At 49.7% G+C, this 24,448-nt stretch carries 21 protein-coding genes; 15 read left to right on the forward strand and 6 right to left on the reverse strand.

Annotated elements, in window-relative coordinates:
* Positions 1–115 precede the first annotated feature (115 nt).
* From argS to GS501_RS03125, 8 genes are all read left to right on the forward strand, one after another.
* Positions 116–1,927 carry an arginine--tRNA ligase gene (gene argS / locus GS501_RS03090; protein WP_160830388.1) on the forward strand — a complete coding sequence of 604 codons (1,812 nt, stop codon included), beginning with the start codon at positions 116–118 and terminating at the stop codon, positions 1,925–1,927.
* A 1-nt stretch (position 1,928) separates the two neighbouring features.
* The gene (locus GS501_RS03095; protein ID WP_160830389.1) at positions 1,929–3,002 is read left to right on the forward strand and encodes an SPOR domain-containing protein; all 1,074 of its coding nucleotides are present in this window, start codon (positions 1,929–1,931) and stop codon (positions 3,000–3,002) included.
* A 13-nt stretch (positions 3,003–3,015) separates the two neighbouring features.
* On the forward strand, positions 3,016–3,768 hold the full coding sequence (locus GS501_RS03100; protein ID WP_370517919.1) for a ScpA family protein: 753 nt from the start codon (positions 3,016–3,018) through the stop codon (positions 3,766–3,768).
* A complete protein-coding gene (scpB, locus tag GS501_RS03105; RefSeq protein ID WP_202405277.1) occupies positions 3,768–4,334 on the forward strand; it encodes an SMC-Scp complex subunit ScpB in 567 nt (188 codons plus the stop codon). Before GS501_RS03100 ends, scpB begins: the two co-directional genes overlap by 1 nt.
* Before the next feature lie 17 nt (positions 4,335–4,351).
* Positions 4,352–4,960: a Sec-independent protein translocase protein TatB gene (gene tatB, locus GS501_RS03110; protein ID WP_160830392.1), complete on the forward strand. Its 609-nt coding sequence runs from the start codon at positions 4,352–4,354 to the stop codon at positions 4,958–4,960.
* Positions 4,957–5,781 (forward strand): twin-arginine translocase subunit TatC, encoded by an 825-nt coding sequence (gene tatC / locus GS501_RS03115; RefSeq protein WP_160830393.1) that lies wholly within the window; start codon positions 4,957–4,959, stop codon positions 5,779–5,781. The genes tatB and tatC overlap by 4 nt, the downstream gene beginning before the upstream one ends.
* Before the next feature lie 2 nt (positions 5,782–5,783).
* Positions 5,784–7,046: a serine--tRNA ligase gene (gene serS, locus GS501_RS03120; RefSeq protein WP_160830394.1), complete on the forward strand. Its 1,263-nt coding sequence runs from the start codon at positions 5,784–5,786 to the stop codon at positions 7,044–7,046.
* A 273-nt stretch (positions 7,047–7,319) separates the two neighbouring features.
* The gene (locus tag GS501_RS03125) at positions 7,320–8,156 is read left to right on the forward strand and encodes an alpha/beta fold hydrolase (RefSeq protein ID WP_160830395.1); all 837 of its coding nucleotides are present in this window, start codon (positions 7,320–7,322) and stop codon (positions 8,154–8,156) included.
* Between the two features lie 122 nt (positions 8,157–8,278).
* On the opposite strand, the gene GS501_RS03130 is transcribed toward GS501_RS03125, so the two are convergent.
* Positions 8,279–10,732, reverse strand: coding sequence for a helicase-related protein (locus GS501_RS03130; RefSeq protein ID WP_160830396.1), 2,454 nt, complete (start codon positions 10,730–10,732; stop codon positions 8,279–8,281).
* Between the two features lie 154 nt (positions 10,733–10,886).
* On the opposite strand from GS501_RS03130, the gene GS501_RS03135 reads away from it, so the two are divergent.
* From GS501_RS03135 to GS501_RS03145, 3 genes are read left to right on the forward strand one after another with little or no spacing between them, the layout of a single operon-like run.
* Positions 10,887–11,780 carry a ferredoxin--NADP reductase gene (locus tag GS501_RS03135; protein ID WP_160830397.1) on the forward strand — a complete coding sequence of 298 codons (894 nt, stop codon included), beginning with the start codon at positions 10,887–10,889 and terminating at the stop codon, positions 11,778–11,780.
* Positions 11,781–11,802: 22 nt separating this feature from the next.
* A complete protein-coding gene (gene gorA, locus GS501_RS03140; protein ID WP_202405278.1) occupies positions 11,803–13,212 on the forward strand; it encodes a glutathione-disulfide reductase in 1,410 nt (469 codons plus the stop codon).
* A gap of 44 nt (positions 13,213–13,256) precedes the next feature.
* Positions 13,257–15,341 (forward strand): FUSC family protein, encoded by a 2,085-nt coding sequence (locus GS501_RS03145; RefSeq protein WP_160830398.1) that lies wholly within the window; start codon positions 13,257–13,259, stop codon positions 15,339–15,341.
* On the opposite strand, the gene GS501_RS03150 is transcribed toward GS501_RS03145, so the two are convergent.
* Both GS501_RS03150 and GS501_RS03155 read right to left on the reverse strand, forming a co-directional pair.
* Positions 15,307–16,128, reverse strand: a complete 822-nt coding sequence (locus tag GS501_RS03150; protein ID WP_160830399.1) for an alpha/beta fold hydrolase — start codon at positions 16,126–16,128, stop codon at positions 15,307–15,309. The two genes, GS501_RS03145 and GS501_RS03150, sit on opposite strands and share 35 nt — an antisense overlap.
* Before the next feature lie 56 nt (positions 16,129–16,184).
* Complete coding sequence (locus GS501_RS03155) at positions 16,185–16,607, reverse strand: hypothetical protein (RefSeq protein ID WP_160830400.1); 423 nt, start codon at positions 16,605–16,607, stop codon at positions 16,185–16,187.
* 223 nt (positions 16,608–16,830) lie between these two features.
* Here GS501_RS03155 and GS501_RS03160 point away from each other — a divergent pair, with 223 nt between their 5' ends.
* From GS501_RS03160 to gltX, 4 genes are all read left to right on the forward strand, one after another.
* On the forward strand, positions 16,831–18,216 hold the full coding sequence (locus GS501_RS03160) for a class II 3-deoxy-7-phosphoheptulonate synthase (protein WP_160830401.1): 1,386 nt from the start codon (positions 16,831–16,833) through the stop codon (positions 18,214–18,216).
* 33 nt (positions 18,217–18,249) lie between these two features.
* The gene (locus GS501_RS03165; RefSeq protein WP_160830402.1) at positions 18,250–19,431 is read left to right on the forward strand and encodes a nicotinate phosphoribosyltransferase; all 1,182 of its coding nucleotides are present in this window, start codon (positions 18,250–18,252) and stop codon (positions 19,429–19,431) included.
* Positions 19,428–19,853 (forward strand): hypothetical protein, encoded by a 426-nt coding sequence (locus tag GS501_RS03170; RefSeq protein WP_160830403.1) that lies wholly within the window; start codon positions 19,428–19,430, stop codon positions 19,851–19,853. The genes GS501_RS03165 and GS501_RS03170 overlap by 4 nt, the downstream gene beginning before the upstream one ends.
* An 89-nt stretch (positions 19,854–19,942) precedes the next feature.
* Positions 19,943–21,277 carry a glutamate--tRNA ligase gene (gene gltX, locus GS501_RS03175; protein ID WP_160830404.1) on the forward strand — a complete coding sequence of 445 codons (1,335 nt, stop codon included), beginning with the start codon at positions 19,943–19,945 and terminating at the stop codon, positions 21,275–21,277.
* Here the strand turns inward: gltX and GS501_RS03180 are convergent.
* Genes GS501_RS03180 through cysS form a run of 3 tightly spaced genes read right to left on the reverse strand, consistent with a single transcriptional unit; the run spans position 21,274 to position 24,403 of the window.
* A complete protein-coding gene (locus GS501_RS03180; protein ID WP_370517920.1) occupies positions 21,274–22,221 on the reverse strand; it encodes an ion channel in 948 nt (315 codons plus the stop codon). The two genes, gltX and GS501_RS03180, sit on opposite strands and share 4 nt — an antisense overlap.
* Positions 22,222–22,234: 13 nt before the next feature.
* Entirely contained in the window at positions 22,235–23,017 is a 783-nt protein-coding gene (locus tag GS501_RS03185; RefSeq protein ID WP_160830406.1) for an RNA methyltransferase, read from the reverse strand.
* Positions 23,018–23,023: 6 nt separating this feature from the next.
* Positions 23,024–24,403, reverse strand: a complete 1,380-nt coding sequence (gene cysS, locus GS501_RS03190; protein ID WP_370517921.1) for a cysteine--tRNA ligase — start codon at positions 24,401–24,403, stop codon at positions 23,024–23,026.
* Between the last annotated feature and the right edge of the window lie 45 nt (positions 24,404–24,448).

A 24,448-nucleotide genomic window follows, 5' to 3' on the forward strand; every position in this document is an offset into this window, starting at 1 on the left:
GACCTATGACAGAAAAAGGGGTGAGACGCTTTCCCAAAAGGGGCCTGCCCTTCTATAACCGCAATCACCATTAATGAATCGTCCTTCAGCAGGAATAGACAGGAATAAAGCAACCATGGCCGGTTTCTCTGCGACCACCACTTCTCCCGACTGCCTCTTTGCTCAGGTGCTTGCAAAGGTTTGCACGGCGTTAAAAGTGGTTCTGCCAGATGTCTCTGATGATGTTTTGGCGCGCGTGGAGGTGACCCCAACGCGAGATCCGTCTCATGGTGATATGGCGACGAACGCTGCCTTATTGGTCGCAAAGCCAGCACGTCGTAAGCCCTTTGAGATTGCAAAAGAGCTTGTCGAGCAGCTTTCTGCCCTTCCTGAGATGGAGAAGGTTGAGTCCGCTGGGCCTGGCTTTGTGAATATGACGTTAAAGCCAGAGCTCTTCCAGCATGTGGCCGCGGCGGTGTTGAAGCGTGGAGAGCGTTTTGGTCATTCCACGCTGGGTAGTGGGAAGCGTGTTAACATCGAATATGTGTCAACCAACCCAACAGGGCCGGTGCATGTTGGGCATTGCCGTGGTGCTGTTGTGGGGGATGCTCTTGCGAATTTGATGCAGGCTGCGGGCTATCAGGTGACGAAAGAATATTACGTTAATGATGCCGGTAATCAGGTTGTTGCGCTGACATGGGCAACATATTGGCGTTATTTGCAAGCTATTGGGACGTCTATCGACGCGGAGATTTTTAGCGAAAAAACGCCGACTGGACTGCAATATCAGGGTGCTTATCTCATCCCAGTTGGAGAGGCGTTGGCGAAGGAACATGGCCGTAGCCTAGCAACCCCTGATGGTGGAATTGCGCCGGAGGAACAATGGTTTTCCATCGTGCGGCATACTGCACTCACGCATATGATGGCGATGATCAAGGAAGATCTTGCGGCACTTGGCATTCATCATGAGATTTTTAGTAGTGAAGCAGAGATTCTGAAAAGTGGGCAGGTAGAGAAGGCCATTGCTCATCTTGAAGGAAAAAGTTTGCTATATGAAGGCGTTTTGGAACCTCCTAAAGGGAAGAAATTAGACGACTGGGAAGCGCGCCCACAGACATTGTTCCGTTCTACCGACTTCGGTGATGATGCTGACCGGCCCTTAAAAAAATCGGATGGGTCGAACACATATTTCGCGAATGATATCGGGTATCATGCACATAAGGCGAGCCGGTCGGACCTTCTTATCGATGTATTGGGCGCGGATCATGGCGGATATGTTTCGCGCATGCGCGCTGCCATCTCCGCATTAACAGATGGGAAGACAGCATTTGAAGTTGTCTTGTGTCAGATCGTCCGTATTGTGAAGGATGGTGAGCCCGTGCGGATGTCAAAACGGGCGGGAACATTTGTCACATTGCGTGATCTCCTGGATGAAGTCGGGCGTGATGCCGTCCGCTTTACAATGTTGACACGTAAAGCCGATGCGCAAATGGAGTTTGATCTGAATGCTGTGGTCGCTCAAACGCGTGATAATCCGGTATTCTATGTTAACTATGCTCATGCACGCTGCCGTTCTGTCCTCCGTCTTGGTGCAGAAAAATATGGCTCGGAGGCTGTGACGGATGCTGCTTTGGCAGCACAAGACCTTTCAGACTTAACCGCGCCGGAAGAACTCGCTGTGTTGCGGCGTATTGCAGGTTTCCCGCGTCAGATTGAGGCGGCCGCTCAAGCGCGTGAGCCTCATCGCATTGCGACATATTGTATTGATCTGTCTTCTGATTTTCATGCGCTGTGGAATCGTGGCCGGGAAGAAGCGAGTTTGCGGTTTATCCAAGATCATTCACCTGAAGCGACGATGGCACGCTTGGCATTGGTTGCGGCTATTGCCATGACGCTGCGAGCAGGGTTAGCTATTCTTGGCGTCGAGCCAGTAGAGGAAATGCGTTGATATGCCCAGACAGGATGATGACTTTCCAGAGGGTCCCCCAGCCTCTCATTATGGAGAGCATCTCGACGGACGTAATTATGCAGATGGTCCGCGTGCGCGCTTAGGCCAGTCTTCGGCTCATTATACAGGGGCTGAAGACCGTTCGACGCGTGGTGGGGGAGGTTTTTTATCTTCTCTTTTGGGGCATGATCCTGTCACACGAAAGTTAATGAGTGTTGCTCTAGCGATTGTTGTGGTTCTCCTTTCAGTCTTGGGTGGATGGTTTCTCTTAGGCCATAAAAACCAGGATATTGCAGTCATTGGCCCGCCAGAATTCCCCGTCAAAGAACGCCCTGCGGATCCAGGGGGAATGCAAATCATGAGTGATGATACAGCCAATAGTGATGTGACTGGAAAAGGGACGGTGCATCTCGCTCCCCCACCAGAACAGCCTGATGCACGCGTTATAGCGCGTCGGGAGGAGGAGGATGCCAAGGCGGCTAAGGCTGCGAGTGCTTCGGCTTCTGCGGCACAGGCCACATCACACGTAAATAATAAAGTGTCTGTTCCTCAATCTGATGTGAAATCGACTTCTCCTGCAGTCACGTCTGCACCGAGCACGCCTCCTGTGAAGCAAGAGTCTCAGTCCTCTCCTGGAAAATTGAATCATGCAGAGGATGATGCCTCTGATACAGATGAAGAACCCTCTAAGAAGCCTGCAAAACACGTTGTTTCGGAACGTCCTTTAGCCCTTAAGAAAGATGGTGCTATGGCATCACCACATCATGATGTGCTTCCCCCTCCTGTGGCACAGGCCGCGTCAGAAGATGATTCTTCTAAGGAGATCCATGGCAGTTATCAGGTGCAGTTGGCGGCTCTGGATAGTGAGGCACAGGCGGCGCATGCGTGGAAAACATTCTCAGCCAAAGCGCCGGACGTTCTCACAGGGCATCAGCCCCATTATCAGAAAATCGTTCGAAATGGGCGTATGTTTGTTCGTTTAAGAGTGGGAGGTTTCCACGATTTGAAGGCTGCTCGTTTGTTCTGTGCACGTCTTCATGCACAGTCCATGGCGTGTTCGCCAGTGGCCCACTAAGAGAAGAGCGCGTGTGGTAAACGAGGTACTCCATCTCCATTTAGATGGATTTGACGGGCCATTGGACTTGCTGCTTGAGTTAGCACGAACACAGAATGTTGATTTGAGCCGCATTTCTATTCTCCAGCTCGCTGAGCAGTATCTTGCTGTAGTGGAAAAATTCCGCCAGGAAGCCAAAACGGTTCGCTTGGAGTTGGCCGCAGATTGGTTAGTGATGGCGGCGTGGCTTGCGTGGCTTAAATCGAGATTGCTTCTACCAGCTACACGAGATGGGGATAAAGAAGCTGAGGAGGCTGCAGGCTTATTACAAGAGCGTTTGATCGAGCTTGAGGCGATGCGCGCGGCGGCATCATGGCTTTCTGCGCGGCCACGGTTGAATCAAACGGTTTTCGAGCGTCCAGTTGCAGAGAACCATACCCGAATAGATCGTTCTTTATTGAGAGTGGATCTATCGGGGGTCGTCTTGGCGTATTTGAGGGCGCGTCAGCGTGGAGGGCGCAAGCGCGTCTATGCGCCACGGGTGATCCGTTATTGGAGTGCACATCAAGCACGTGCCGCATTGGGGCGTCTTTTAGGGTGTCAGTCTCCTGTAGGGTGGCGTTATCTCCATAGCATTTTACCTGACCTGCATGGGGAGCCCCCTGTGGGGCGTAAGGCCGCTTTAGCGGGAGCCTTGATGGCTGGATTAGAGATGGCGAAAGGGGGGCAATTGGAGCTCCGGCAAGAGCAGCATTTTGGTGAGATTGAGTGGCGGGAAAAAGAATAATGGCGGAAGAAGATTTTTTTGAAAAAGCAGTCTCACTGGTTGAAGCTCTAATTTTTGCGAGTGCCTCTCCTGTTAAACCGCAAGCGATGAAGGATCTTCTTGTGTCGCAGGATTTAGCGGAGTGGGGAGAGCAATTAGACATCGTTCTTACAGAGGTTGCCCATCGTTATGCAGATCATGCGATTGCGCTTTATGCGATTGCAGGGGGATGGCAATTTCGTACACGTGAAGATGTTGCGCCTGCATTGCAAAAAATTGTGGAAAAGCCCCGCCGTTTGAGCCGAAGTGCCATGGAAACATTGGCCGTTGTGGCGTACCACCAACCATGTACACGAGCAGAGGTTGAAGCTATTCGTGGAGTGAGTCTTGGTCAAAATGTTCTGGATAGCCTCCTTGAAGAAGGGCTTCTGATGCCAAAAGGCCGAAAGGAAGTGCCAGGCCGACCTGTTTTATGGGCAACGACACCGATGTTTCTGAGTGTCTTTGGTTTGAATACGCTCGCAGATTTGCCACGTCGTGATGAGCTTGTGGCGGAAGAAAGTATTGGTGATGAAGGTGCCTCATAGGTTGAAAGGAAAGGGCGATGTTTGATTTAAGCTGGACAGAGATTGCCCTTCTCGTCGTCGTGGCACTTATTTTTATCGGTCCGAAGGATCTTCCCATTGCGATGCGAACCCTGTCTCGAGGGATTAAAGCTGTGCGGCGGATGGCAAATGAATTTCAGCAACATCTTGATGAGATGGTACGTGAAGCTGATTTGTCGGAAGCGCGTGATCAGTTACGGGAAATTCGTCAGTTTGACCTAAGGGGTCAGGTGCGCCGGATGATCGACCCTGAGCCAGAGGCGGCGCAGAATTCGTTAGTTGAGGAGCGCTTGCCTCAGGATAGTCTTCCACGGGCGCCTGCGCCGCCAGAACCCCCGGCGTTTGAGTATGGGAAAGAGGAAGAGCTGCCCTATAATGCTCGGATGAAAGCGCGCCTCGAGGCATTGGAAAAGGCACCGATGCTTCTTCCTCCTGCGACGGCATTACGTTTGATTGAGGAGTTTCCACATTGTAAGCGTCCTTCCGTGCTTCCGCCTGAAATTTCCTTACATCAGGGGCGGCGTGTCCCCATCATAACCGATGCGCCTGCAGAGGTGCCGCGTGAATCGGCAGCGATGGTAGCGGAACAGACAGAGGATAAGGCATGACAGAGCATGATGCGATCAATGACAAGCCGATGCCTTTGCTTGATCATTTAATGGAGTTACGCCGTCGTCTTATTTGGTCCATTGCGACGTTTTTGGTAGCTTTTGGTATTTGTTATCACTTTTCGGGGGATATCTATCGCTTTCTGGCCGAACCCTTAGCAGAGATTATGCGTCAGAAGCATGAGCAGCCTCATTTGATCTATACGGCTCTCTACGAAGCTTTTTTTACATATATTCGTGTGGCCGTCTTTGGGGCTATTTTCCTGTCATTCCCTATGATCGCTATTCAAGCGTGGATCTTCATTGCGCCAGGGTTATATCGTAACGAAAAGCGCGCTTTTGCCCCATTCTTAATTGCGACGCCAATCTTGTTTCTTATGGGAGCTGCGTTGGCTTACTATCTCGTCTTTCCAATGGCGTGGAAGTTCTTTCTCTCTTTTCAGCAAGCTGGTGGTTCCTCGGATATGGGGATTCAGCTTCAGGCGCGTGTGTCAGAATATCTCAACCTTGTGACGAAAATGATTTTGGCATTTGGTACATGCTTTGAACTGCCTGTGGCGATTACGCTTTTGGTGAGAGTAGGGCTTGTGGGCACGGCGTTGTTACGCCGTATTCGTCGCTACGCGTATGTTGGTGCTTTTGCTGTGTCCGCTATTATTGCGCCGCCTGATGCAATTACGATGTTGAGCCTTGCCGTCCCCTTAGTGCTTTTGTACGAAATTTCCATTCTGGCGGCTCGTTTAGTGGAGCCCCGTCGAGAGGATAACTCGGAAGAAGACACCGCCAATGCACACTCTAAGACGACTGATGGAGTTTCCTAACAATGCATGATCTTAAAGCCTTACGTAATGACCCTACTGGATTTGATGCTGCTTTAGCGCGTCGTGGTTTAGAGCCTGTGGCAATGATGCTGGTGGAAGAAGATGAACAGCGCCGGGCAGCTCTTGCTGAGTTACAAGAGGCGCAAAGTCAGCGTAAAAAAATTGCACGAGACATTGGGCAGGCCAAACGGCAGGGGCAGGATACAACAGAGATTGAAGCACGTGGTGGTGCTCTCCGTGAGCAGATTTCGTTATTGGAAGCGCGTGCCAATACTATTCAGCAGCGTATTCAGGAAATATTGGAATGTTTGCCTAATCAACTTGATCCTTCCGTTCCGGAAGGGCGTGATGAGAATGATAACGTTGTCGTACATCAGAAGGGAACGGTACCGTCTTTCGACTTTACGCCAAAGCAGCATTTTGAGTTAGGTGAAGCTCTCGGCTTAATGGACTTTGCGGCGGCCGGGAAGTTAGCCGGCTCACGTTTCGTTGTGTTACGGGGTGCATTAGCGCGCCTGGAGCGTGCGTTGGGTCAGTTTATGCTGGATACGCATGCAGGTGAGTTTGGGTATCAGGAAATGACAGTGCCTCTCCTGGTGAATGACGATGCGATGTATGGTACTGACAAACTTCCTAAATTTGCTGAAGATTCTTTCAAAACAGAAGATGGGCGTTGGTTGATCCCGACAGGGGAAGTTCCGTTGACGGCGACAGTGATGAAAGAAATCTTAGACGCTGAACGTCTGCCTGTGCGCATGACAACGCTTTCATCATGTTTCCGTTCAGAGGCTGGTTCTGCGGGGCGAGATGTACGCGGAATGTTGCGTCAGCATCAATTCACCAAATGTGAGCTTGTGTCGGTTGTTGCTCCTGAGGAGAGTGATGCAGAACATGAGCGCATGACGCGAGCAGCAGAGACTGTTCTTGAGCGTTTGGGGCTCCCTTTCCGTCGTGTTCTCCTCTGTGCTGGCGATACGGGCTTCGGGGCAGCGAAAACGTTTGATTTGGAAGCATGGCTGCCTGGGCAGCAAGCATGGCGTGAGGTGTCATCATGTTCAAACACACGTGACTTCCAAGCACGTCGCATGAATGCGCGGTATCGCGGTGAGAATGGTCCAGCTTTTGTTCATACGTTAAATGGATCGGGTCTTGCTGTTGGGCGTGTGATGATTGCCTTGATGGAAGTCTATCAGAACGAACAAGGGCAGATTACGGTGCCAGAGGTCTTACGTCCTTATATGGGTGGCCTTGAGCAGATTGGTTGATTCTGTATCGCGGGGTAATTTTTGATAATTACCCCACTTAAAGTGGCGACGGGATTTCTCAGAGAGAGATCAGTTTGTTGTCCTATCTTGAATAATAGATTAAACTCCGCTCAGCAGTCATTGTTATGGTAGCTACTGAGTATTGTTTTGCTCTTTAGAGTAAAACTTTCATAAAATTTCTATGATGTTAGTAAATGTGTCTTTTCTTTAGAGGGCAAGACAATTGGCTCTCTAGAATGGCTTTTCTATCCAAATTAGGTAAAGGAACGTATCATGTCATTTGTGACAACATCTGATGGTGTGCAGATCTTCTATAAAGATTGGGGATCGAAAGAAGCTCAGCCGATCGTTTTCCATCATGGTTGGCCTTTGAGTGCGGATGACTGGGATGCTCAAATGTTGTTTTTCTTGAGCAAAGGCTTCCGTGTTATCGCGCATGATCGCCGTGGGCATGGGCGTTCTTCACAGGTCAGTGATGGCCATGACATGGATCATTATGCAGCGGATGTCTCCGCCATTGTAGAACATCTTAATCTGAAAAATACAATTCACATTGGGCATTCAACGGGTGGTGGAGAGGTCGCTCGTTATGTTGCACATCATGGCCAGCCGCAGGGTCGTGTGGCAAAAGCTGTTCTCGTTAGTGCAGTCCCGCCTTTGATGCTAAAGACGTCTCAAAGCCCAGAAGGTGCGCCACGTGAGGTGCTTGACGGGCTGCGTAAGGCTTTGGCAGCTAATCGAGCACAGTTCTTTTTAGATATTCCAAGTGGGCCGTTCTATGGCTTTAACCGTGATGGTGTCGAGGCTGTTGAAGGAACAATTCGCAATTGGTGGCGCCAGGGGATGATGGGGAGCGCTAAGGCTCATTATGAAGGTATTAAAGCTTTTTCCGAAACAGATCAGACAGAAGATTTGAAGGCGATCACGGTGCCTACGCTTGTTTTGCAAGGTGACGACGATCAGGTTGTTCCTTACAAAAATGCAGCTCTTCTTCAAGCGCAGTTACTGCAAAAGAGCATATTGAAAATTTATCCTGGTTATTCGCATGGGATGCATACAACGCATGCGGATGTTATTAATGCGGATATTTTGGATTTTATTCGCACATAAAACGCGTTGTCGTTAAGTATTGAAGATTAATAAGGCGGGTAAAGGGGCTTATCTCTTTGCCCGCCTTTTGTGATTATGAAAAGGGAAGCAGCATCACGGAGTAAGTAATTATAGTATCCCGATTAGCGTTGCTTCTTTTTGAGGATTTTTTTCTTTTTATCATCAGGAGATGAGGATCGTGATTTTTTCTTCTCCCACGGTGTATGCCGTTTGCCTTGTTGGCGGCGCGTATTCTCGCGCATACGGCTCTGAGTACGGAGAACCTGCTCAATCCACTCATCTAGGATAGCGGCGTTACGCTCAGCTAGTTCGAGGTCCGGATATGCTTCAGGAAAGCGCATAGCGAGCCAGCGCCAAGCGACAAGGCGGCGATGCCTCTTTTCAGCCCGTTCAAGTTCTTCTCGGCTTGCTGTAGCAGAGGCGGGGAGGCGCCCCGTCCCTGGGGGGTGGATATGTTGTTTACGCGCATGAATGGAGGCCCATTCGACCAGGCGAGGGATTCCATTGTCACGCGTGTTGATAGGGCACATGGCATAAGTCCACCGTGTCAAAAGGTCGAGCTCTTCGACCCCCTCGAGGGCGGCGGCAATTTCAAGTGCTTGTTCCATATCCGCTAGACGATAGTTAGGATCGTCAGGGCGTAAAACGGCGCGTTTAATACGGGTCAGAACACCGTAGAGGCTATCAGAATGAATTTCGCGCGCGACAGCCTGAACAATATCCGAATCAGGTTGGACGAGAGGTCTTAATTCTTTGATCGGTTCTGGCGGGGCTTCGAGCATTTGGCGAATGAAATGAGGGCTTCCAGCGCCTTCAAGGACGCAAACAAGACCTTGCTCATGTTTTCCGAAGCGACCAGCGCGACCGCCAATTTGTTTTATCTCTTGTGTTGTGAGGCTACGTGTTTGGCGCCCATCGTATTTTCGAAGCGTACTAAACACAACGCGTCGAATAGAGAGATTGAGTCCCATACCAATGGCATCAGTCGCAATAAGAATATCTGCTTGGCCTTGATTGAAACGTGCAGCCTCAGCACGGCGAACCTCAGGGCTAAGAGCGCCATAAATCACGGCAACACGCTTGTTATGGGCCATGAGTTCAGCCCGCAAATCCAGCACCTCACGGCGCGAGAAGGCGATCAATGCATCACCGCTGCGGAGGTCACTAAGGCTTAGGGCACCGCCTGCTTTAAGGGGGCTTTTGCGCTCTAGATGGATCTCATCGACCGGATCATCGCATAAATCGGCAATACGTTTGACGAGTGGGATACAATCTGCGGCACCTAGAATAAAGACGTGGCGCGCTGGAACCCCCATGATCGCTGCTGTCCAGGCGGCTCCGCGGTCAGGGTCGCTGAGCATCTGAGCTTCGTCAATAATGGCGACGTCTACAGGGTTGTGGAACGGGCACATTTCGACGGTCGCGGCAAGGTGACGTGCCGTAGGGTCGATAATACGTTCTTCACCGGTTGTGAGAGAGGCGGGCACCCCATGTTTCAGCATGGATTCATGAAATTCATGCGCAAGAAGACGTAGTGGAGCGAGAGCCAAGCCGCTTTCAGCCTCGGTAAGGGCTTTAAGAGCTGTATAGGATTTACCAGAATTGGTTGGCCCTGTGACGAGTGTAATACGCCGTTTGAGGGAGCGTGCAGTACGGAAATGTGCAGCGAAGCGGTCTAAAGCCGCAACGCGGGCAATTGCTGCATTCCCGCGTCGGGTTTGGATACTGTCATCCTGAGGGAGTTCATCCCGTCCAGAAAGCCCTTTTCGCCATGCATTAACGAGAGGGCGACATTTTTTGAGTTCGACGGGGTCAAAGAAGAAAATCTCTAACCCATCAGGCTGTGTTTCACGTTTAGCAATAGGAAGACGGTTTTCGGCGATCCATCGTAAGACTTCACGCCGAGAACAGCGCAAAATAGCGGGAATCTCTTCGAACCCGACAAGTGTGTTTTCCCATTGTTTCAGGCGTTCCATTTCACGAGAACGCCGCTCTTCGGCACGACGACGAATATCTTCTTGTTCACGTGCACGGCGTTCTTCTTCGATGATCAGATCATCTTCAAAACCGAGATCAACACCGCCGAAAGCACTGGCAATGCTATGCGATAGGCGTTCAATTTGACCACTTGAGAGGAACGTGCCGGCATCGGCGAGGTCTGCACGAATCTCTTCCATGACTTGGTGTGGGCTATCGGCGATGTCGCGCCAACGCTCTTCTAGGACGACATTAAGCGTTTCTTTAAGGGCTTCTTCGGAAATAAGGGGGTCATTAATCCGTTCTGCCGCTGTTAGGACGTCTGCCTTGCGGACCCAGACTTCTCCAGCACGATGGGCGATATTCATAAGGCTATTTGCCCAACTACGTCGCCGTACTTGGCATACTGCCTGGAGAAGCTCCAATTCGCTCAAGCTCGTTTTATCGCTCGTTAAACGTCGAGCGGTTTGGCGTACAAGAGCGGAATGCTCTCGCGATGTAATGTTAAGATGTGCCCCGAAATCTTGTTTAGCTTGCTCTAAAGCAGCTTCTGCAGGAGAAAGAGGGCGGTCAGACGAAGACATGGAAGGATCACTCATATCCCTGTTGTGAGCGATTCTTGCAGAAGCTTCAATCCATCTAGGTTTCCGTCTGACGTGATAATGCGATAGAAGACGGGCATGGTGCGAAATTGCATCTTGTTGTTGATGACGTTCTTATCTGTTCTTTACACATTGGAGACATGAGACAGACATGACCACGCCTTACCCGGAAATTTCCGCTCCCACTCCAACAATCGATCATCCGCTTACTGGCTTGGTCCCTTACGAGGGGCATGCAGGGCAATATCGTCTTGAGAAGCCGAGCAAAGAATATGGCCATTTATATCCGGCTGAGGTGAAACAGGTTCATCATTGGACCAATCGTTTGTTTAGTTTCACAACGACTCGTGATCCTGGATTGCGTTTCTCAAACGGGCAGTTCGCGATGATCGGGATCGAAGTAGAAGGGAAGCCTCTTCTGCGTGCTTATTCTCTGGCATCAGCTAATTATGAAGATCAGATGGAGTTTCTCTCCATTGCCGTAGAGGACGGGCCTCTCACATCGCGCTTGCGCCATGTGAAAGTTGGAGACACGGTTTTAATCGGCCGCAAACCGGTAGGAACATTGCTGCTGGATAATTTAAAACCTGGTCGGAACTTGTATTTCTTGTCAACCGGGACAGGATTGGCACCGTTTATGAGCCTGATTAAGGATCCTGATGCTTATGATCGCTATCAGAATGTCATTTTGACGCATACGGTGCGTGAGCGTGGCGAGTTGGCTTATAAAGATTTGATTGAGAAGATTCTGCCGGAACATGAGTTCTTGGGAGAGGATATCAAAGCGAAATTAAAGTATTACCCAGCTGTGACACGTGAGGAATTCCCAGTACGTGAGCGGATTACCGCTCTCATCAATAGTGGGCGTATCTTTAAAGATTTGAACATTGATGAGCTGGACCCAGAACATGACCGGGTGATGATCTGTGGATCGCCTGAAATGTTGGCAGACACGCAGAAGCTTTTGGAAGAACGTGGTTTCCAGGAAGGTAATATGAGCCGTCAGGGCTCTTATGTCGTTGAGAAAGCCTTTGCAGAGCGTTAATCACTACTAGGGAAGGCCAGGAATGATGCAGGAATTTGATCTATTCATCATTGGAGCAGGTTCTGGAGGCGTGCGTTGTGCACGGATTGCTGCCCAGCATGGTGCGCGTGTTGCGGTCGCAGAGCGGCGCCATTGGGGTGGAACCTGTGTCAATCTTGGCTGTGTTCCTAAAAAACTTATGGTTTATGCGGCTGATACAGGTCGCTTGATTGATGATGCGCCTGGTTATGGGTGGGATGTGACACGCTCTCCTCATCATTGGGCGCGTTTTATGGAAGCAAAAGACCAGGAGATTACACGTCTCAATGGTATTTATGTTTCCATGCTTGAGAAGGCAGGGGTGACGCTTTTTACGGGGGATGCACGTCTCTGTGATGCGGAGACGATTGAGATTGGCCCCTCAACTTTGGCCCCGGATGCTCCTGTCCAGCGCGTTAAAGCTAAAAAGATTGTTCTTGCGACAGGGTCCGTTCCCGTAAAGTTAGATATTCCTGGGGCAGAGTTTGCCATAACCTCAGATGAGGTTTTCCATCTTGCCCAACGCCCAGAAAGAATTGCCGTTATTGGGAGCGGTTATATTGGCGTTGAATTTGCCGGTATTTTTTCTGGTTTAGGATCAAAGGTTGATCTGGTTTATCGTCAGTCTCTTCCCTTACGTGGTTTTGATCATGAAGTGCGTGAGCATCTGAGTGAGGGGATTGACCTTTATGATATCACCCGTCACGCGGGGTGTTCTCCTACTAAGATTGAGAAGAATGCAGACGGGCTCTGCCTGACGCTTGATAATGGTCAGACATTGGAGGTTGATGCTGTTCTTATGGCGACAGGACGGCGACCTTCTGTTGATAAGTTAGGCCTTGATGCGGCAGGGGTAAGGACCGAGAAAGGTCGAGTCGTCGTGGATGCACAGTCAGCCACCAATGTCGCGTCGATCTATGCGATTGGTGATATTACGGATCAGTATAATCTGACGCCGACAGCCATTGCAGAAGGGCATTTGCTTGCTGAGCGTTTATACGCTCCACAAGGGCGAGAATGGTCTTTTGAAACAACCCCTAAAGCTGTTTTCTTTGCGTCTCCGGTTGCGACTGTGGGCATGACTGAGGAGGAAGCAGCGAGAGAGCATGATATAACAGTCTACACGACCCGTTTTACAGCGATGCGTCAGGTTTTACCTAAGCGCTCAGGTAAAATTTTCATGAAACTCGTGATTGATCAGAAGAGCGATGTCGTGCTCGGGGCTCATATGGTTGGGCCGGATGCTCCAGAAATTATTCAAATGCTTGCGATTGCTGTAAGTGCTCGATTGACAAAAAAACAGATTGATCGAACGATTTCCCTTCATCCGACTTCGGCAGAAGAATTTGTGACAATGCGTACACCAACACGCCATGTTAGGCGTGGGATGAGCGGCCCTCTTTCTAAAAACTAGGAAATTTGAAGGAAGGTGTGAATAACGGGAAAAGGGGGGATGGAGTGAGTAAGCTAACTTTCACACCCTCTTTTACGCGTGCCGCATTCTTTTCCCTGCGTACGACTATTGCTTCACTGGTTGCTTTGGCAATTGCTTTCTGGATGGAGCTTGGAGAGCCGCAATGGGCGGCCATGACAGTCTGGATTGTTGCACAAAATTCGCGCGGTATGAGCCTTTCTAAAGGGCGCTGGCGTGTCGTTGGGACCTTAGCGGGGATGGTTGCCGCGATTGTATTAATTGCGGCGTTTCCGCAATCAACATGGTTGTTTTTCCCTGCATTAGCGTTGTGGCTCGGTTTATGTGCTGGGCTTGCATCTATGACACAAAATTTCCGTGGCTATGCTTTAGTTCTAGCCGGCTATACGGGGGCTATTATCGCTATTAGTGCGGCAGAGCAGCCCGATAATATTTTTTATATTGCCGTCGCACGTGGCACGTATATTTTGCTTGGGGTTGTGTGTGAGATGGTTGCTGGGATGATTTTCGTTCCGGGAGCAGCCCGGAAGGCACGAGAAGACCTCCAAAAAAAGCTTTCTCATACGATGAGCTCGTCGGCTTTGGCCCTGGGGGCTATTATGCGGGGTGAGCCAGAGGCGGTTGATCGGCTTTGTACGCAGCTTGGGTCCCTGCAGTCATTTAATGACCAGCTAGAATTTATCCGTATCGATATGCATGACGAGGGACGTGACGTTAATCGGGCTTATGTGACACTGGGCGGGGTTGCCGTTGTCTTGTCTCGTGGGTTGGGATTACGGTCACGTATGGCGTCGGTCGGGGTATTGGCGTCAGCATTGCGGGAAGATTTGACTCATTTTGCTGATGGGATAACGGAGTTAGCTTCTTTATTATCGGTTGAAGCAAAGGCCGCTGCGCAAGCTCTTGAAAAAGGGGAGGAGCTTCTTAAATTTTGCCGACAAAAAATGGCTGTTTATTTGCCTCGTAACGACCAGACGGCGATCCAGGAAGGGATTGTTTTAACGGGGGTCGAGGTGCTTTTAGAGGATATGTGCGCTGTCTTATCGTCACATTTAGCAGGTGTGCAGCGTATTGGTATGCCAGAGCATCATCGTTTGCACCGACGTGCAGATATAAAAATGGCGTTTCTTAATGCCATTCGTACAATGGCGGCTATTTTGTTTGGTGCCTTTATTTGGGAGATCACCGCATGGCCGCATGGAACATTATACGTTATCTTTATTGCATTGGTCTGTGCACGCTTCTCGACTTTTGATAACTCAGTTCTTATTAGTCGTCATTTCTTTTATGGTGCCGTTTGGGCTGTGATTGCAGGGATTGTTCCTGTTTTTGTCGTTATGCCCATAACATCCAGTTATACGGTGTTATCCTTAGTTCTTGGTACGTTGATGTTCTTGGGAGGGGTCGCCTTGCGCTATCCGCCCACGGCGGTGATGGCAGCGTCTTATGTTAACTTTCTTCCATGGGTCTTGGGGTTGGATAATCAGGGACGCGTAAGCGAACTTGAATGGTTCAATGTGTGCCTGGCGCTTTTGTTAGCCTTATGGAGTGGCGTACTAGTCTTCCAAATCGTGCTGCCGTTTTCATTACGACATGCTTGGGACCTTTTAAGGCGTCAATTACTTGCAGGCTTGCGGCATATTGGCGAGCGAAAGGAAAGCATGCGCCAATATGACTGGGTTGATGATACGACACAACGTATGGAACAGGCTTTTCGCTTTGCAGGTCAGTTACCGAAAGAGCAGGTAGATCGTATGATTCACGGCACTCTTTCTGTTGTGACCGTCGGGCGTAATCTTTTGATGTTGAGAAAATTGACCCAAGATGGGCGCTTACCAAGAGAAGCTGTCAGTGAGGGAGAGGAACTCATTGAAGCATTGACGCGCCCAGGTGCTGGGGAACATCATTTCAGCCCAGAGGCATCCATGGAATTTCGTGCTGAACAAGATTCCTTGGGGCAGTTATTCTTAAAGACAAAAGATTTGGCTGTTCGTCGAGACCTGGCATTGGCAATGGGTGCGTTGCGTATTATGCGTTTCGAATTGCCAATAGGTCAGGCATTTCTTAATGAGCCGCTTATCCTTTCAGGAAAGACAGAAGGTCTTGGTTAAGGCGGTGGGCAAATGTCACGAACAGGCCGTGACCGGCGCCGTCATATTCTTTGTAGGTTGACTTAGAGAGTGCCTGCGCTGTTAGGCGGCCAGATACAGTGACAGGGACGGTTTCATCAGCAGCGCCATGGACGACGATACTTGGAATTTTTAGAGATGCTAAATCAGGACGAAAATCTGTCTTGCTCCAGGCATCAACACACGCCAATGTCGCTACGGGGCTGGCTTGGCTTGCCATGAGGAATGTCCAATCGAGAACACCGTTACTGACATCGTCGCCAGCTTCTTTCTGACCATAAAAGGTCGGAGCAAAACTTCTAAGAAAAGCAAATCGATCGATCCGAATTTGTGTTTTGATTTCTTCAAAAATTTCGCTGTCGATGCCGTCAGGATTATCCTTCGTTTTGAGAAGGAATGGAGGAACCGCACCAATAAATCCAGCCTGCTTGATACGGTCATGGCCATGGCGGGCAATGTAGCGTGCGACTTCGCCCCCGCCCATGGAAAAACCAATTAATGTAGCGTCTCGTAAGTTAAGCTCTTTAACGATGGCGTCGAGGTCATCAGACAGTGTATCGTAATCATACCCTGTTGCAGCATGATCTGATAAACCAAAACCACGGCGGTCATACGTAATGACGCGGTATCCAGCGTCGAGTAACGCAGGGATTTGGAAGGACCACATATCCCCATTGAGTGGCCAACCATGAATAAGGATAACCGGTCGCCCCCGTCCCATATCGCGAACATGGAGTGCAGTGCCGTCAGAGGTATAAACGAAAGGCATAAAACTGTCCTATGTTGCTGTTGCTATCGAACAGGGGGAGTTTAAGGTGACCGATCTTACCATCCATTACCGCGAGGGCTGACCCAACCATTTCCTGTTGCATCACCAAGTTGGCCTGTTCGTACAGGGTTGCTGTCTTGATAGGCTGTACCGAAAGCACCTAGGTTGCTGCCCGTAACGGAGTCACGATGAGACTTCACCATCGCCTGGTGGTCAGGGTCCGGCCCGTTTTGGAAATCAGGAGATGGTGCGTCTTGATAGCCGGGAGGCGGAGAACGATGACCTTGTGCATGGAAGTGCTCCCCATCGCGGCGTTTCGCCTTATATTGTGGAGCTGGGTTATCATTCGTGTCGCCCTGGTAAGCTTGGCCAAAACGGACGCTTTGCGCAACAGCCGGCATTGTTGTGCCGAGTAGGGCGCATGCAGCTCCCATTAACGCAACGCTTTTAAAACGAAAAACAAATGAGGTCGAAGGCATTATTGTACTTTTCCTGACCAAAGAGTGATCTCACTGCTCCTTATCATCGGCCTACTACTTGTTATGTTCAAGTCCTTCTGAAAAATTGTTGGATGATGACGGGATTAATTTTGGGAAGAAGCCTACCATTTCCATCTTGTTTCGCGCATAGTGGGGATAGCTCTTATTCTTCTGTAGTGATACGAAGAACCCTTGTTTTCCTAACTCTTTCTGGAGACTGAAGATGCATCCCTCGGTTGGATCGCAGGCTATTTCCCAGACCCCATGGTCACCATCCACTTGGCGTTCGCGGCCAATTCGTCAAGCTCCAACCTATGCGGATCAGGCGGCGTTAGAGGCTGTAGAGGCGCGTCTTCATCGATATCCACCTTTGGTGTTTGCTAGCGAGGCAGAGCGTTTAAAGGCGCGTCTTGCGGCCGCATCACGGGGAGAGGCTTTTGTTCTACAGGGAGGAGCCTGTGCTGAAAGCTTCCGTGATTTCACGGGAGATGTTGTGCAGGACACGTTTCGCGTTTTGTTACAAATGTCTGCTTTGTTGGCATTTGCGACGAAAGTTCCTGTCGTCAAAATTGGGCGTATGGCTGGGCAATATGCTAAGCCGCGTTCATCACCGACAGAAAAGCGTGATGGTGTAGAACTCCCCTGTTATCGCGGTGACGTTATCAATGGATACGAGTTTACCGCTGAAGCGCGTGAGCCTGATCCAAAACGTATGGAAATAGGATATTTTCAGGCTGCAGGGGTTTTAAATCTATTGCGTGCTATGGCGCGTGGTGAGGAGGCTAACCTGCATGCGATTCATCGTTGGAACGTGGATTTCGTAGAGCGGTTGCGGAAGATTCCTCGTTATCGTGAGCTCGAAGATCAAATCGGTGACAGCCTGACCTTTATGCAGGCATGCGGCGTGCGGGCTGATTCAGCTCAGCTTAGAGAGACAGAATTTTATACCTCTCATGAGGCACTTTTATTGCCTTATGAGGAAGCGTTAACACGCATTGATAGCACAACGGGTGAGTATTACGATCACTCAGCACATTTCATTTGGATTGGCGATAGGACACGTCAGCCTGAGGGAGCCCATGTTGAGTTTTTGCGTGGTGTTCGTAATCCAATCGGCATTAAGGTTGGTCCGACGACACGTATTGATGAATTGCTCAGTTTGCTCGAAATTCTTAATCCGCAGGATGAGGCTGGGCGCATCACATTGATATCGCGTATGGGTTCCAAAAAGGTGCGCGAACTTCTTCCTCCACTTTTGGATGCGGTTCACAAATCTGGACGTTGTGTAACGTGGCTGTGTGATCCGATGCATGGCAATACGACGACAGCCTCCAATAAGCTCAAAACACGTGCATTTGATGATGTGTTTGATGAGATTATAGGCTTTTTTGAGGTGTTTAGAAAAGCGGGTCTACCAGCTGGGGGTATTCATCTGGAGATGACAGGGCGTGATGTGACGGAGTGCACAGGCGGCTCACAATGTCTGACAGACGATAACTTGCCCGAGCGATATGAGACATTTTGTGATCCTCGGCTAAATGGAGAGCAATCAATGGAGATTGCCTTTAAACTGGCGGACGCTTTAATTAAAACACCGTTGGTGAAATGAGAGAGGCGACTGTACTCTAGGGAAAGACGTGTTATGACAACACCACAACAGGCTCTTGAGCACTCACATGCCTCGCAAGATCCACTCGATGAAGCGACAATTCTTGCGCGGACAGATGCGTATTTTGTCCGAACACGCGACATTGTGCGCCATTTCGGTGATAGCCAGGTTACGTATGCTGTTTTTATTCGTCGTCCTGTAATTGCCGCATGTGGGTTGGCACTACGATGGTTACGTAATGTCGCAAAGAAGCAGGGCTTTGAGATTGATTGTCGTGAAGTCTATCCCGAGGGGACATGGGTTGGTGCCGGTGAGCCCCTTTTTTATCTCACGGGTTCTTTTGCTGATTTAGCACCGTTAGAGACGTTGTTTCTACAGAAGCTAGGGGCTGTGTGTGTGGCGGCGCATAATGCCTATCAAATGGCATTGGCCCTCCCAAAAGTTCCTTTCCTGGCAATGGACGCGCGGCATTCTGCCGGTGAAGAAATGCAGGAACAGATGGCTTACGCGGCTTCTGTTGGCTCACGTGCAGCACAGAAGGAAGGCGCAACCGGTTTTATCGGTAATGCGAACGATGCCACAGCGGGCTTTTTTGGTCTTGAACACGGGCTAGGCACGATGCCGCACGCGTTGGTTGGTTACGCAGGCTCGACGTTACGCGCGGCGCAAATGTACGCTGAGTTATATCCTGATCAACCTTTGTCTGTGTTGGTGGATTATTTTGGTCGGGAAGTGAGTGATGCCGTGGAAGTCTGCCGTTATTTCAAAGAGAGGGCGGCTACGGGTGAGGTCAGTGTGCGTTTGGATACGCATGGTGGGCGTTTCTTAGAAGGGCTTGATCCGCAAAGTTCCTACGATGTGTTAGAGCGTTATGCGCCAGGGGCCATTCGTCGTTATCGTTCGGAAAAGGAGTTGCGTTATCTCGTTGGAACAGGTGTTTCAGCTGCGGCTATTTGGCGGATGCGGGAGGCCCTGGATGAAGCTGATTTCCCCAAAGTTAAAATTGTTGTTTCTTCCGGTTTTAACGTAGCAAAATGTACGGCGATTTATGATGCAGATGCACCGGTTGATGTGGTGGGGACTGGATCATTTTTGCCAGATTCATGGTCTGAGACATATGCGACGGCTGATATTGTTGCCTATGATGGTGAGCCGCGTGTTAAAATAGGCCGCGAATTCTTGCTCAAAAATTTCAGAAAAGACGGTCATTCATGAGTGATACAGAGAAAAATATTCCCGAAAAAGGTTGGACGGTTCGAATCATTGATCAATCCGGCGCAACGGATGATGGGATGGTAGAAGAAGTTAGCGGCTTTATTGATTTGTTGCATGCGAATGCTTTTGCGCGTGCCTATGTGCGTGACAGTATTGAGCGTTGTCGTGTCCCAGGGGCTACGGATCGTGAGGTGCTCGAAAGTTGGTTTTCTTTCGGAGAAAGTGCTGAGATACCAGATGCTGGCGATGAGGGGTGGAAGGTTAATACGGAATTGGATGAGTTTGTGTCCACTCCTGCGACGCCGATGGAAAGAGATTGGCGCAGCATCGATCCCCGGCGCTTGGTGGATGAAGATGAAATTATTGGCCCTCCTGATGATGACGAGGATGATGCGTCACAATCAGAGGTTATTCGCCATTAGAGAAGAGGGGAACGGTTGCTGTTATTGATGGATATAGCAATGTCGTTTTCTAAAGAGACCATTACCTAAGAGTGAGAATACCAGTTAGTATGAAATTACGTTTTGCCCCCTCTCCAACTGGCTCCCTTCATGTGGGGAATGCCCGTTTGGCCGTAGCGAATTTTCTGTTTGCTCGGCGTAGTAATGGCACCTTCCTTCTGCGTATTGACGATACAGATACGCAACGAGGAAAGAAGGAATATGAGGATGGTATTCGCCGTGATTTAACATGGCTTGGTTTGTTGTGGGACGAAGAAGCGCGTCAGACTGAGCGGTTAGAGCGTTATGCGGAGGTAATTGAACATCTTAAGGCGACTGGGCGTCTTTATCCGTGTTTTGAGAGTGAATTAGAACTCAAATATAAACGTGAGCAGCGGCTGCGTGCGGGTAAACCGCCAATTTATGATCGTGCCATGTTGAAAATGACCGATGAGCAGCGCGCTCGGGCTGAAGCGAATGGTAAGGTCCCTTATTGGCGCTTCAAATTGAGTGATTCACAGCGCCAATGGCGTGACTTGGTAATGGGGGATTGCACGGTCAAGCTCACAGCAATCTCTGATCCTGTATTAGTGCGTGCAGATGGTAGTGTTCTCTATACCTTAGCGTCGATCATTGATGATATTGATATGGGGGTCACTCATATCATGCGCGGAGAAGATCACGTCACGAATACGGGCGTTCAGCTCGATATTGCGGAGGCGTTAGGAGCAAAACCAGGGCATTTCACTTTTGCTCACCTCCCTTTGCTGTTGGGCGAAGATGGTGGGAAATTGTCGAAGCGCTTAGGGGGGCTAGCCCTTTCAACATTGCGTCATGACGGGATCGAGCCTCGTGCTTTGGTCGGCTATCTTGCTCGGTTAGGGACGTCGGATGACCCACAGCCAGCACAGATGGATGAGATTATCGCGTCTTACGATATTTCGCATGTTTCGAAATCCGCTGCGCGTTTTGATCCAACACAGCTTTTGGCTTTAAATCGGCGTTTGTTGCATACTTTGTCTTATCAAGACGTTAAGGAGCGCTTGCCGCAGGGGGCGACAGAGGCGTTTTGGTTGGCCGTTCGTGGTAATATTGACCTAATGTCCGAGGTTTCGCACTGGTGGGATGTTATTAACGGGCATGTTGTCCCGCCAACACAGCCAGAAGAGCGTGAGTTTCTCTCTCAAGCGCAACAGTGTTTGCCAGAAGATCCATGGGATGAGACGACGTGGAAAAACTGGATTGCGGCTTTAAAGACAGAAACAGGCCGAAAAGGTAAGAAACTTTTCATGCCGTTGCGTCTTGCTTTGACGGGTGAGGATGCTGGCCCGGAGCTGGCTGTCCTATTGCCACTCATGGGGCGTGCGCGTGTTATGCAACGTTTAGAGGAAGCGCGTAAGTCTTAGTTGAGGGGCTCTTTGAGCGTAGAGTCGGTAGCATGGAAGAGGCCAAAATCTGCGACCATGCTGCCATCTGGACGTGGCTGTATAATATTACGAAATGTAGCATCACGAATGAGGCTATCGTGATGATAGGTATGCATCGCGAAAACGCCCTGGGCGGATACTTGGTCCGTTGCAGAAAGCGTAATGATGAGCTGTGCTTTCTGAAGGGCAAGATCCTCAGTCGTTAGACCGCTCAGAGGGCTATCAGATGTGATTGTATGGGAGATCACCCAGCTAACTGGAAGCAAGGGCAGGTGATTATTTTGGAGTTGAATACGGTCAATGTGAAGGGAAGGTTCGCCGTTCTCATCAATAGGGCTATGTATCATAATCGCTTCTACATTAAGATCGATAAGAGCTGTTTTACGTAGATTTCCGATACGGATGTTTAAAAATGGTAGCTCACTATTGCCGGAGATGGTGGCGACTTTACTGAAGAGCACACGAGCATGTGGTCGTGAGAAGCGAGAAAAAATCAAACCGGTTACCAGGGATGTAAAGATCATGCTGGCGAAGGTTTCAACAGTGACGACGGTGTTAGCAAGTTTACCTACTGGGGCAGCACCGCCATAACCGACCGTTGAGAGGGTTTGTACACTAAAGAAAAAATCATCCCAAAAATCATAAGGCGCAACATTCGTCACACTATTGGGGATGACCATATAAATTATGCCAAAGATGAAATTTATAAAAAGATAGAATCCCGCCACAAGCAAAAAGAAACGCGGCCATTTCATTGTTAAGAGTTGGTGGTAAAAGTCGCTGAATATATGGTTTTGTAAGCCGACTGTTTGCATATGGTGAAATGTATTTTCACCAGCGAGCAATATTTTATCATTTTTGTGACGTGAGAAAGATTGCCTCACATTTTTCTTATACCGAGATAAAGAGAAATGTTGTTTCATAATCTAGCTTCTATCATGACGATTGTTGTGTATGGCGCCCATGTGAAAGCTCACGCACAACACCATGTAAAGTCCGTAGTTCCTGCTCTGTGACTTGTCCGCGAGTAAAGAGATGGCGCAAGTTTCGAACCATACCGGGGGCTTTTTGTTCATTCCTCAGGAAACCACATTCTTGAAGATCGCGCAAAAGATGGGATATGAAATTCTCAAGCTCTCCCTTGGTCGCGATATGTGTTTCATTAGTCATGAGAGAGTGCTCAGGTACCATATTTTCTGTGAGGTACCACTCATAGGCCATGACCAAAACGGCTTGGGCGAGATTGAGTGACATGAAATCAGGATTAAGCGGATAACGAACGAGCGTATCGGCTCGGGCCATATCTTCATTATCAAGCCCTGCCCGCTCCGGGCCGAATAAGATCCCTGTTTTGAGGTGTTGTGCACTGATGGTCCGCATTTCAGCGGCCGCTCCACGGGCTGTCATGACGGGTTTGATAACATGACGTGGGCGCGGACATGTCGCAAAAACACGATGTAGATCGGAGATGGCGTCATCAACTGTTTCATGAACTGTTGCAGCCTCTAGGATGCGGTCTGCTCCTGAAGAGGTATTCCAAGCTCTTTCTTGTGGCCAACCATCACGCGGGGCGACAAGGCGAAGATGAAACAAGCCACCATTCGCCATAGCGCGTGCGGTAGTTCCAATATTTTCAGCAAGCTGTGGGCGAACCAAAATGACCACAGGATCAAAAGGGCTAAGAGGCGCTAAGTTGGCCCCACCATCACGTCCAGTCATAAGAATTTAAGCCTTTCGCCATGTTGTGCCGTTGGGGCCATCTTCGAGAAGAATACCTTGCTCGGCGAGCTGATCACGAATGGCATCGGCTTTTGCAAAGTCTTTTGCTTTGCGTGCGGCAAGACGTTCTTCAATTTTCTGTTCGATTTTAGAGGTGTCTAAAGAAGCCGTATCTCCTTGGAACCATTCCCCTGGTGTTGAGGCGAAGAGGCCTAAAAGTTGTCCTGCTGCGTAGAGATGGTCTGCGGCGTCTTGCTGGCCAGTCATTGCAGCGTCAGCAAATTGATGAAGTTCGGTCAGAGCTAACGGCGTATTCAGATCATCACTCAAGGCATGTATGATCGCCCCAGGTGGTGGGGTATTTTTATGGGGCGGTGTTTTCTCAAGTGCTCTATAGAAGCGATCCATAATGCGACGTGCTTCATCGAGCTTTTCCCACGTGAAGTCCAACATTGATCTATAGTGGGAGCTTAGATACAGCAGACGCAAAGCCTCTGCCGGTGCGTGATCGAGAGCATCGCGGATTGTATGGAAATTCCCCAAAGATTTGGACATTTTCTCACTATTGGATAGCAACATACCAACATGGAGCCAATGGCGAGCAAACTCATTTTTGGGAGCACAGCAGAGAGACTGAGCACGCTCGTTTTCATGGTGTGGGAAGAGGAGATCACTTCCGCCACCATGAATATCAAAGCTATCGCCTAAATAGTGTTGAGACATCGCCGAGCATTCAATATGCCAACCAGGCCGACCACGACCATAAGGGCTCTCCCAGCCAGGTTCTCCAGGTGGGGAGGGCTTCCACAAAACAAAATCACCTGGATCACGCTTATAGGAGGCGACATCTATGCGTGTTCCTGCGCGCAAGCTATCGAGAGACCGTCCAGATAAAGCTCCATAGCTGGGGAAAGAGCGAACATCGAAAAGGACATTCCCTTCAGCTACATAGGCATGTCCACGATTGATTAATTGTTCAATCATGTGGAGCATGGCTTCAATATGCTGCGTCGCACGTGGCTCAATATCGGGTGGAAGGATATTGAGTGCTGCTAGATCTTCATGGAAGTCTTCAATCGTGCGGTGTGTAAGAGCCTCGATGGGTTCCTGATTTTCATGTGCTCGGATGATAATTTTATCGTCAATATCCGTGATATTGCGTACGTAGGTAACGCGCGGATAGCGAGCACGGAGAAAACGAATAAGGATATCGGCACAGAGCATAGAGCGCAGATTTCCTAAGTGAACCCGGTCATATACCGTAGGGCCACAAAAATAGACCCGAAAATTATCGGGAGTAATAGGGGTAACGACCTCCAAAGAACGCGTGTGGCTGTTATGGAGTCGTAAGGGAGGTAAATGGCTCATTTTGCTCTGTGTACTCATATTTTGATGAATGCGTCAGAGATGCGTTTCGTGCAACAGGGGATT

Source organism: Saccharibacter sp. 17.LH.SD, assembly GCF_009834805.1.
Classification (GTDB): domain Bacteria; phylum Pseudomonadota; class Alphaproteobacteria; order Acetobacterales; family Acetobacteraceae; genus Saccharibacter.

Bases quoted from the DNA above. Each gene is read 5' to 3' on its own strand.
- argS (WP_160830388.1), top strand. From the start codon at position 116: ATGGCCGGTTTCTCTGCGACCACCACTTCTCCCGACTGCCTCTTTGCT.
- GS501_RS03095 (WP_160830389.1), top strand. From the start codon at position 1,929: ATGCCCAGACAGGATGATGACTTTCCAGAGGGTCCCCCAGCCTCTCAT.
- scpB (WP_202405277.1), top strand. From the start codon at position 3,768: ATGGCGGAAGAAGATTTTTTTGAAAAAGCAGTCTCACTGGTTGAAGCT.
- tatB (WP_160830392.1), top strand. From the start codon at position 4,352: ATGTTTGATTTAAGCTGGACAGAGATTGCCCTTCTCGTCGTCGTGGCA.
- tatC (WP_160830393.1), top strand. From the start codon at position 4,957: ATGACAGAGCATGATGCGATCAATGACAAGCCGATGCCTTTGCTTGAT.
- serS (WP_160830394.1), top strand. From the start codon at position 5,784: ATGCATGATCTTAAAGCCTTACGTAATGACCCTACTGGATTTGATGCT.
- GS501_RS03125 (WP_160830395.1), top strand. From the start codon at position 7,320: ATGTCATTTGTGACAACATCTGATGGTGTGCAGATCTTCTATAAAGAT.
- GS501_RS03130 (WP_160830396.1), bottom strand. From the start codon at position 10,732: ATGAGTGATCCTTCCATGTCTTCGTCTGACCGCCCTCTTTCTCCTGCA.
- GS501_RS03135 (WP_160830397.1), top strand. From the start codon at position 10,887: ATGACCACGCCTTACCCGGAAATTTCCGCTCCCACTCCAACAATCGAT.
- gorA (WP_202405278.1), top strand. From the start codon at position 11,803: ATGATGCAGGAATTTGATCTATTCATCATTGGAGCAGGTTCTGGAGGC.
- GS501_RS03150 (WP_160830399.1), bottom strand. From the start codon at position 16,128: ATGCCTTTCGTTTATACCTCTGACGGCACTGCACTCCATGTTCGCGAT.
- GS501_RS03155 (WP_160830400.1), bottom strand. From the start codon at position 16,607: ATGCCTTCGACCTCATTTGTTTTTCGTTTTAAAAGCGTTGCGTTAATG.
- GS501_RS03160 (WP_160830401.1), top strand. From the start codon at position 16,831: ATGCATCCCTCGGTTGGATCGCAGGCTATTTCCCAGACCCCATGGTCA.
- GS501_RS03165 (WP_160830402.1), top strand. From the start codon at position 18,250: ATGACAACACCACAACAGGCTCTTGAGCACTCACATGCCTCGCAAGAT.
- GS501_RS03170 (WP_160830403.1), top strand. From the start codon at position 19,428: ATGAGTGATACAGAGAAAAATATTCCCGAAAAAGGTTGGACGGTTCGA.
- gltX (WP_160830404.1), top strand. From the start codon at position 19,943: ATGAAATTACGTTTTGCCCCCTCTCCAACTGGCTCCCTTCATGTGGGG.
- GS501_RS03180 (WP_370517920.1), bottom strand. From the start codon at position 22,221: ATGAAACAACATTTCTCTTTATCTCGGTATAAGAAAAATGTGAGGCAA.
- GS501_RS03185 (WP_160830406.1), bottom strand. From the start codon at position 23,017: ATGACTGGACGTGATGGTGGGGCCAACTTAGCGCCTCTTAGCCCTTTT.
- cysS (WP_370517921.1), bottom strand. From the start codon at position 24,403: ATGAGTACACAGAGCAAAATGAGCCATTTACCTCCCTTACGACTCCAT.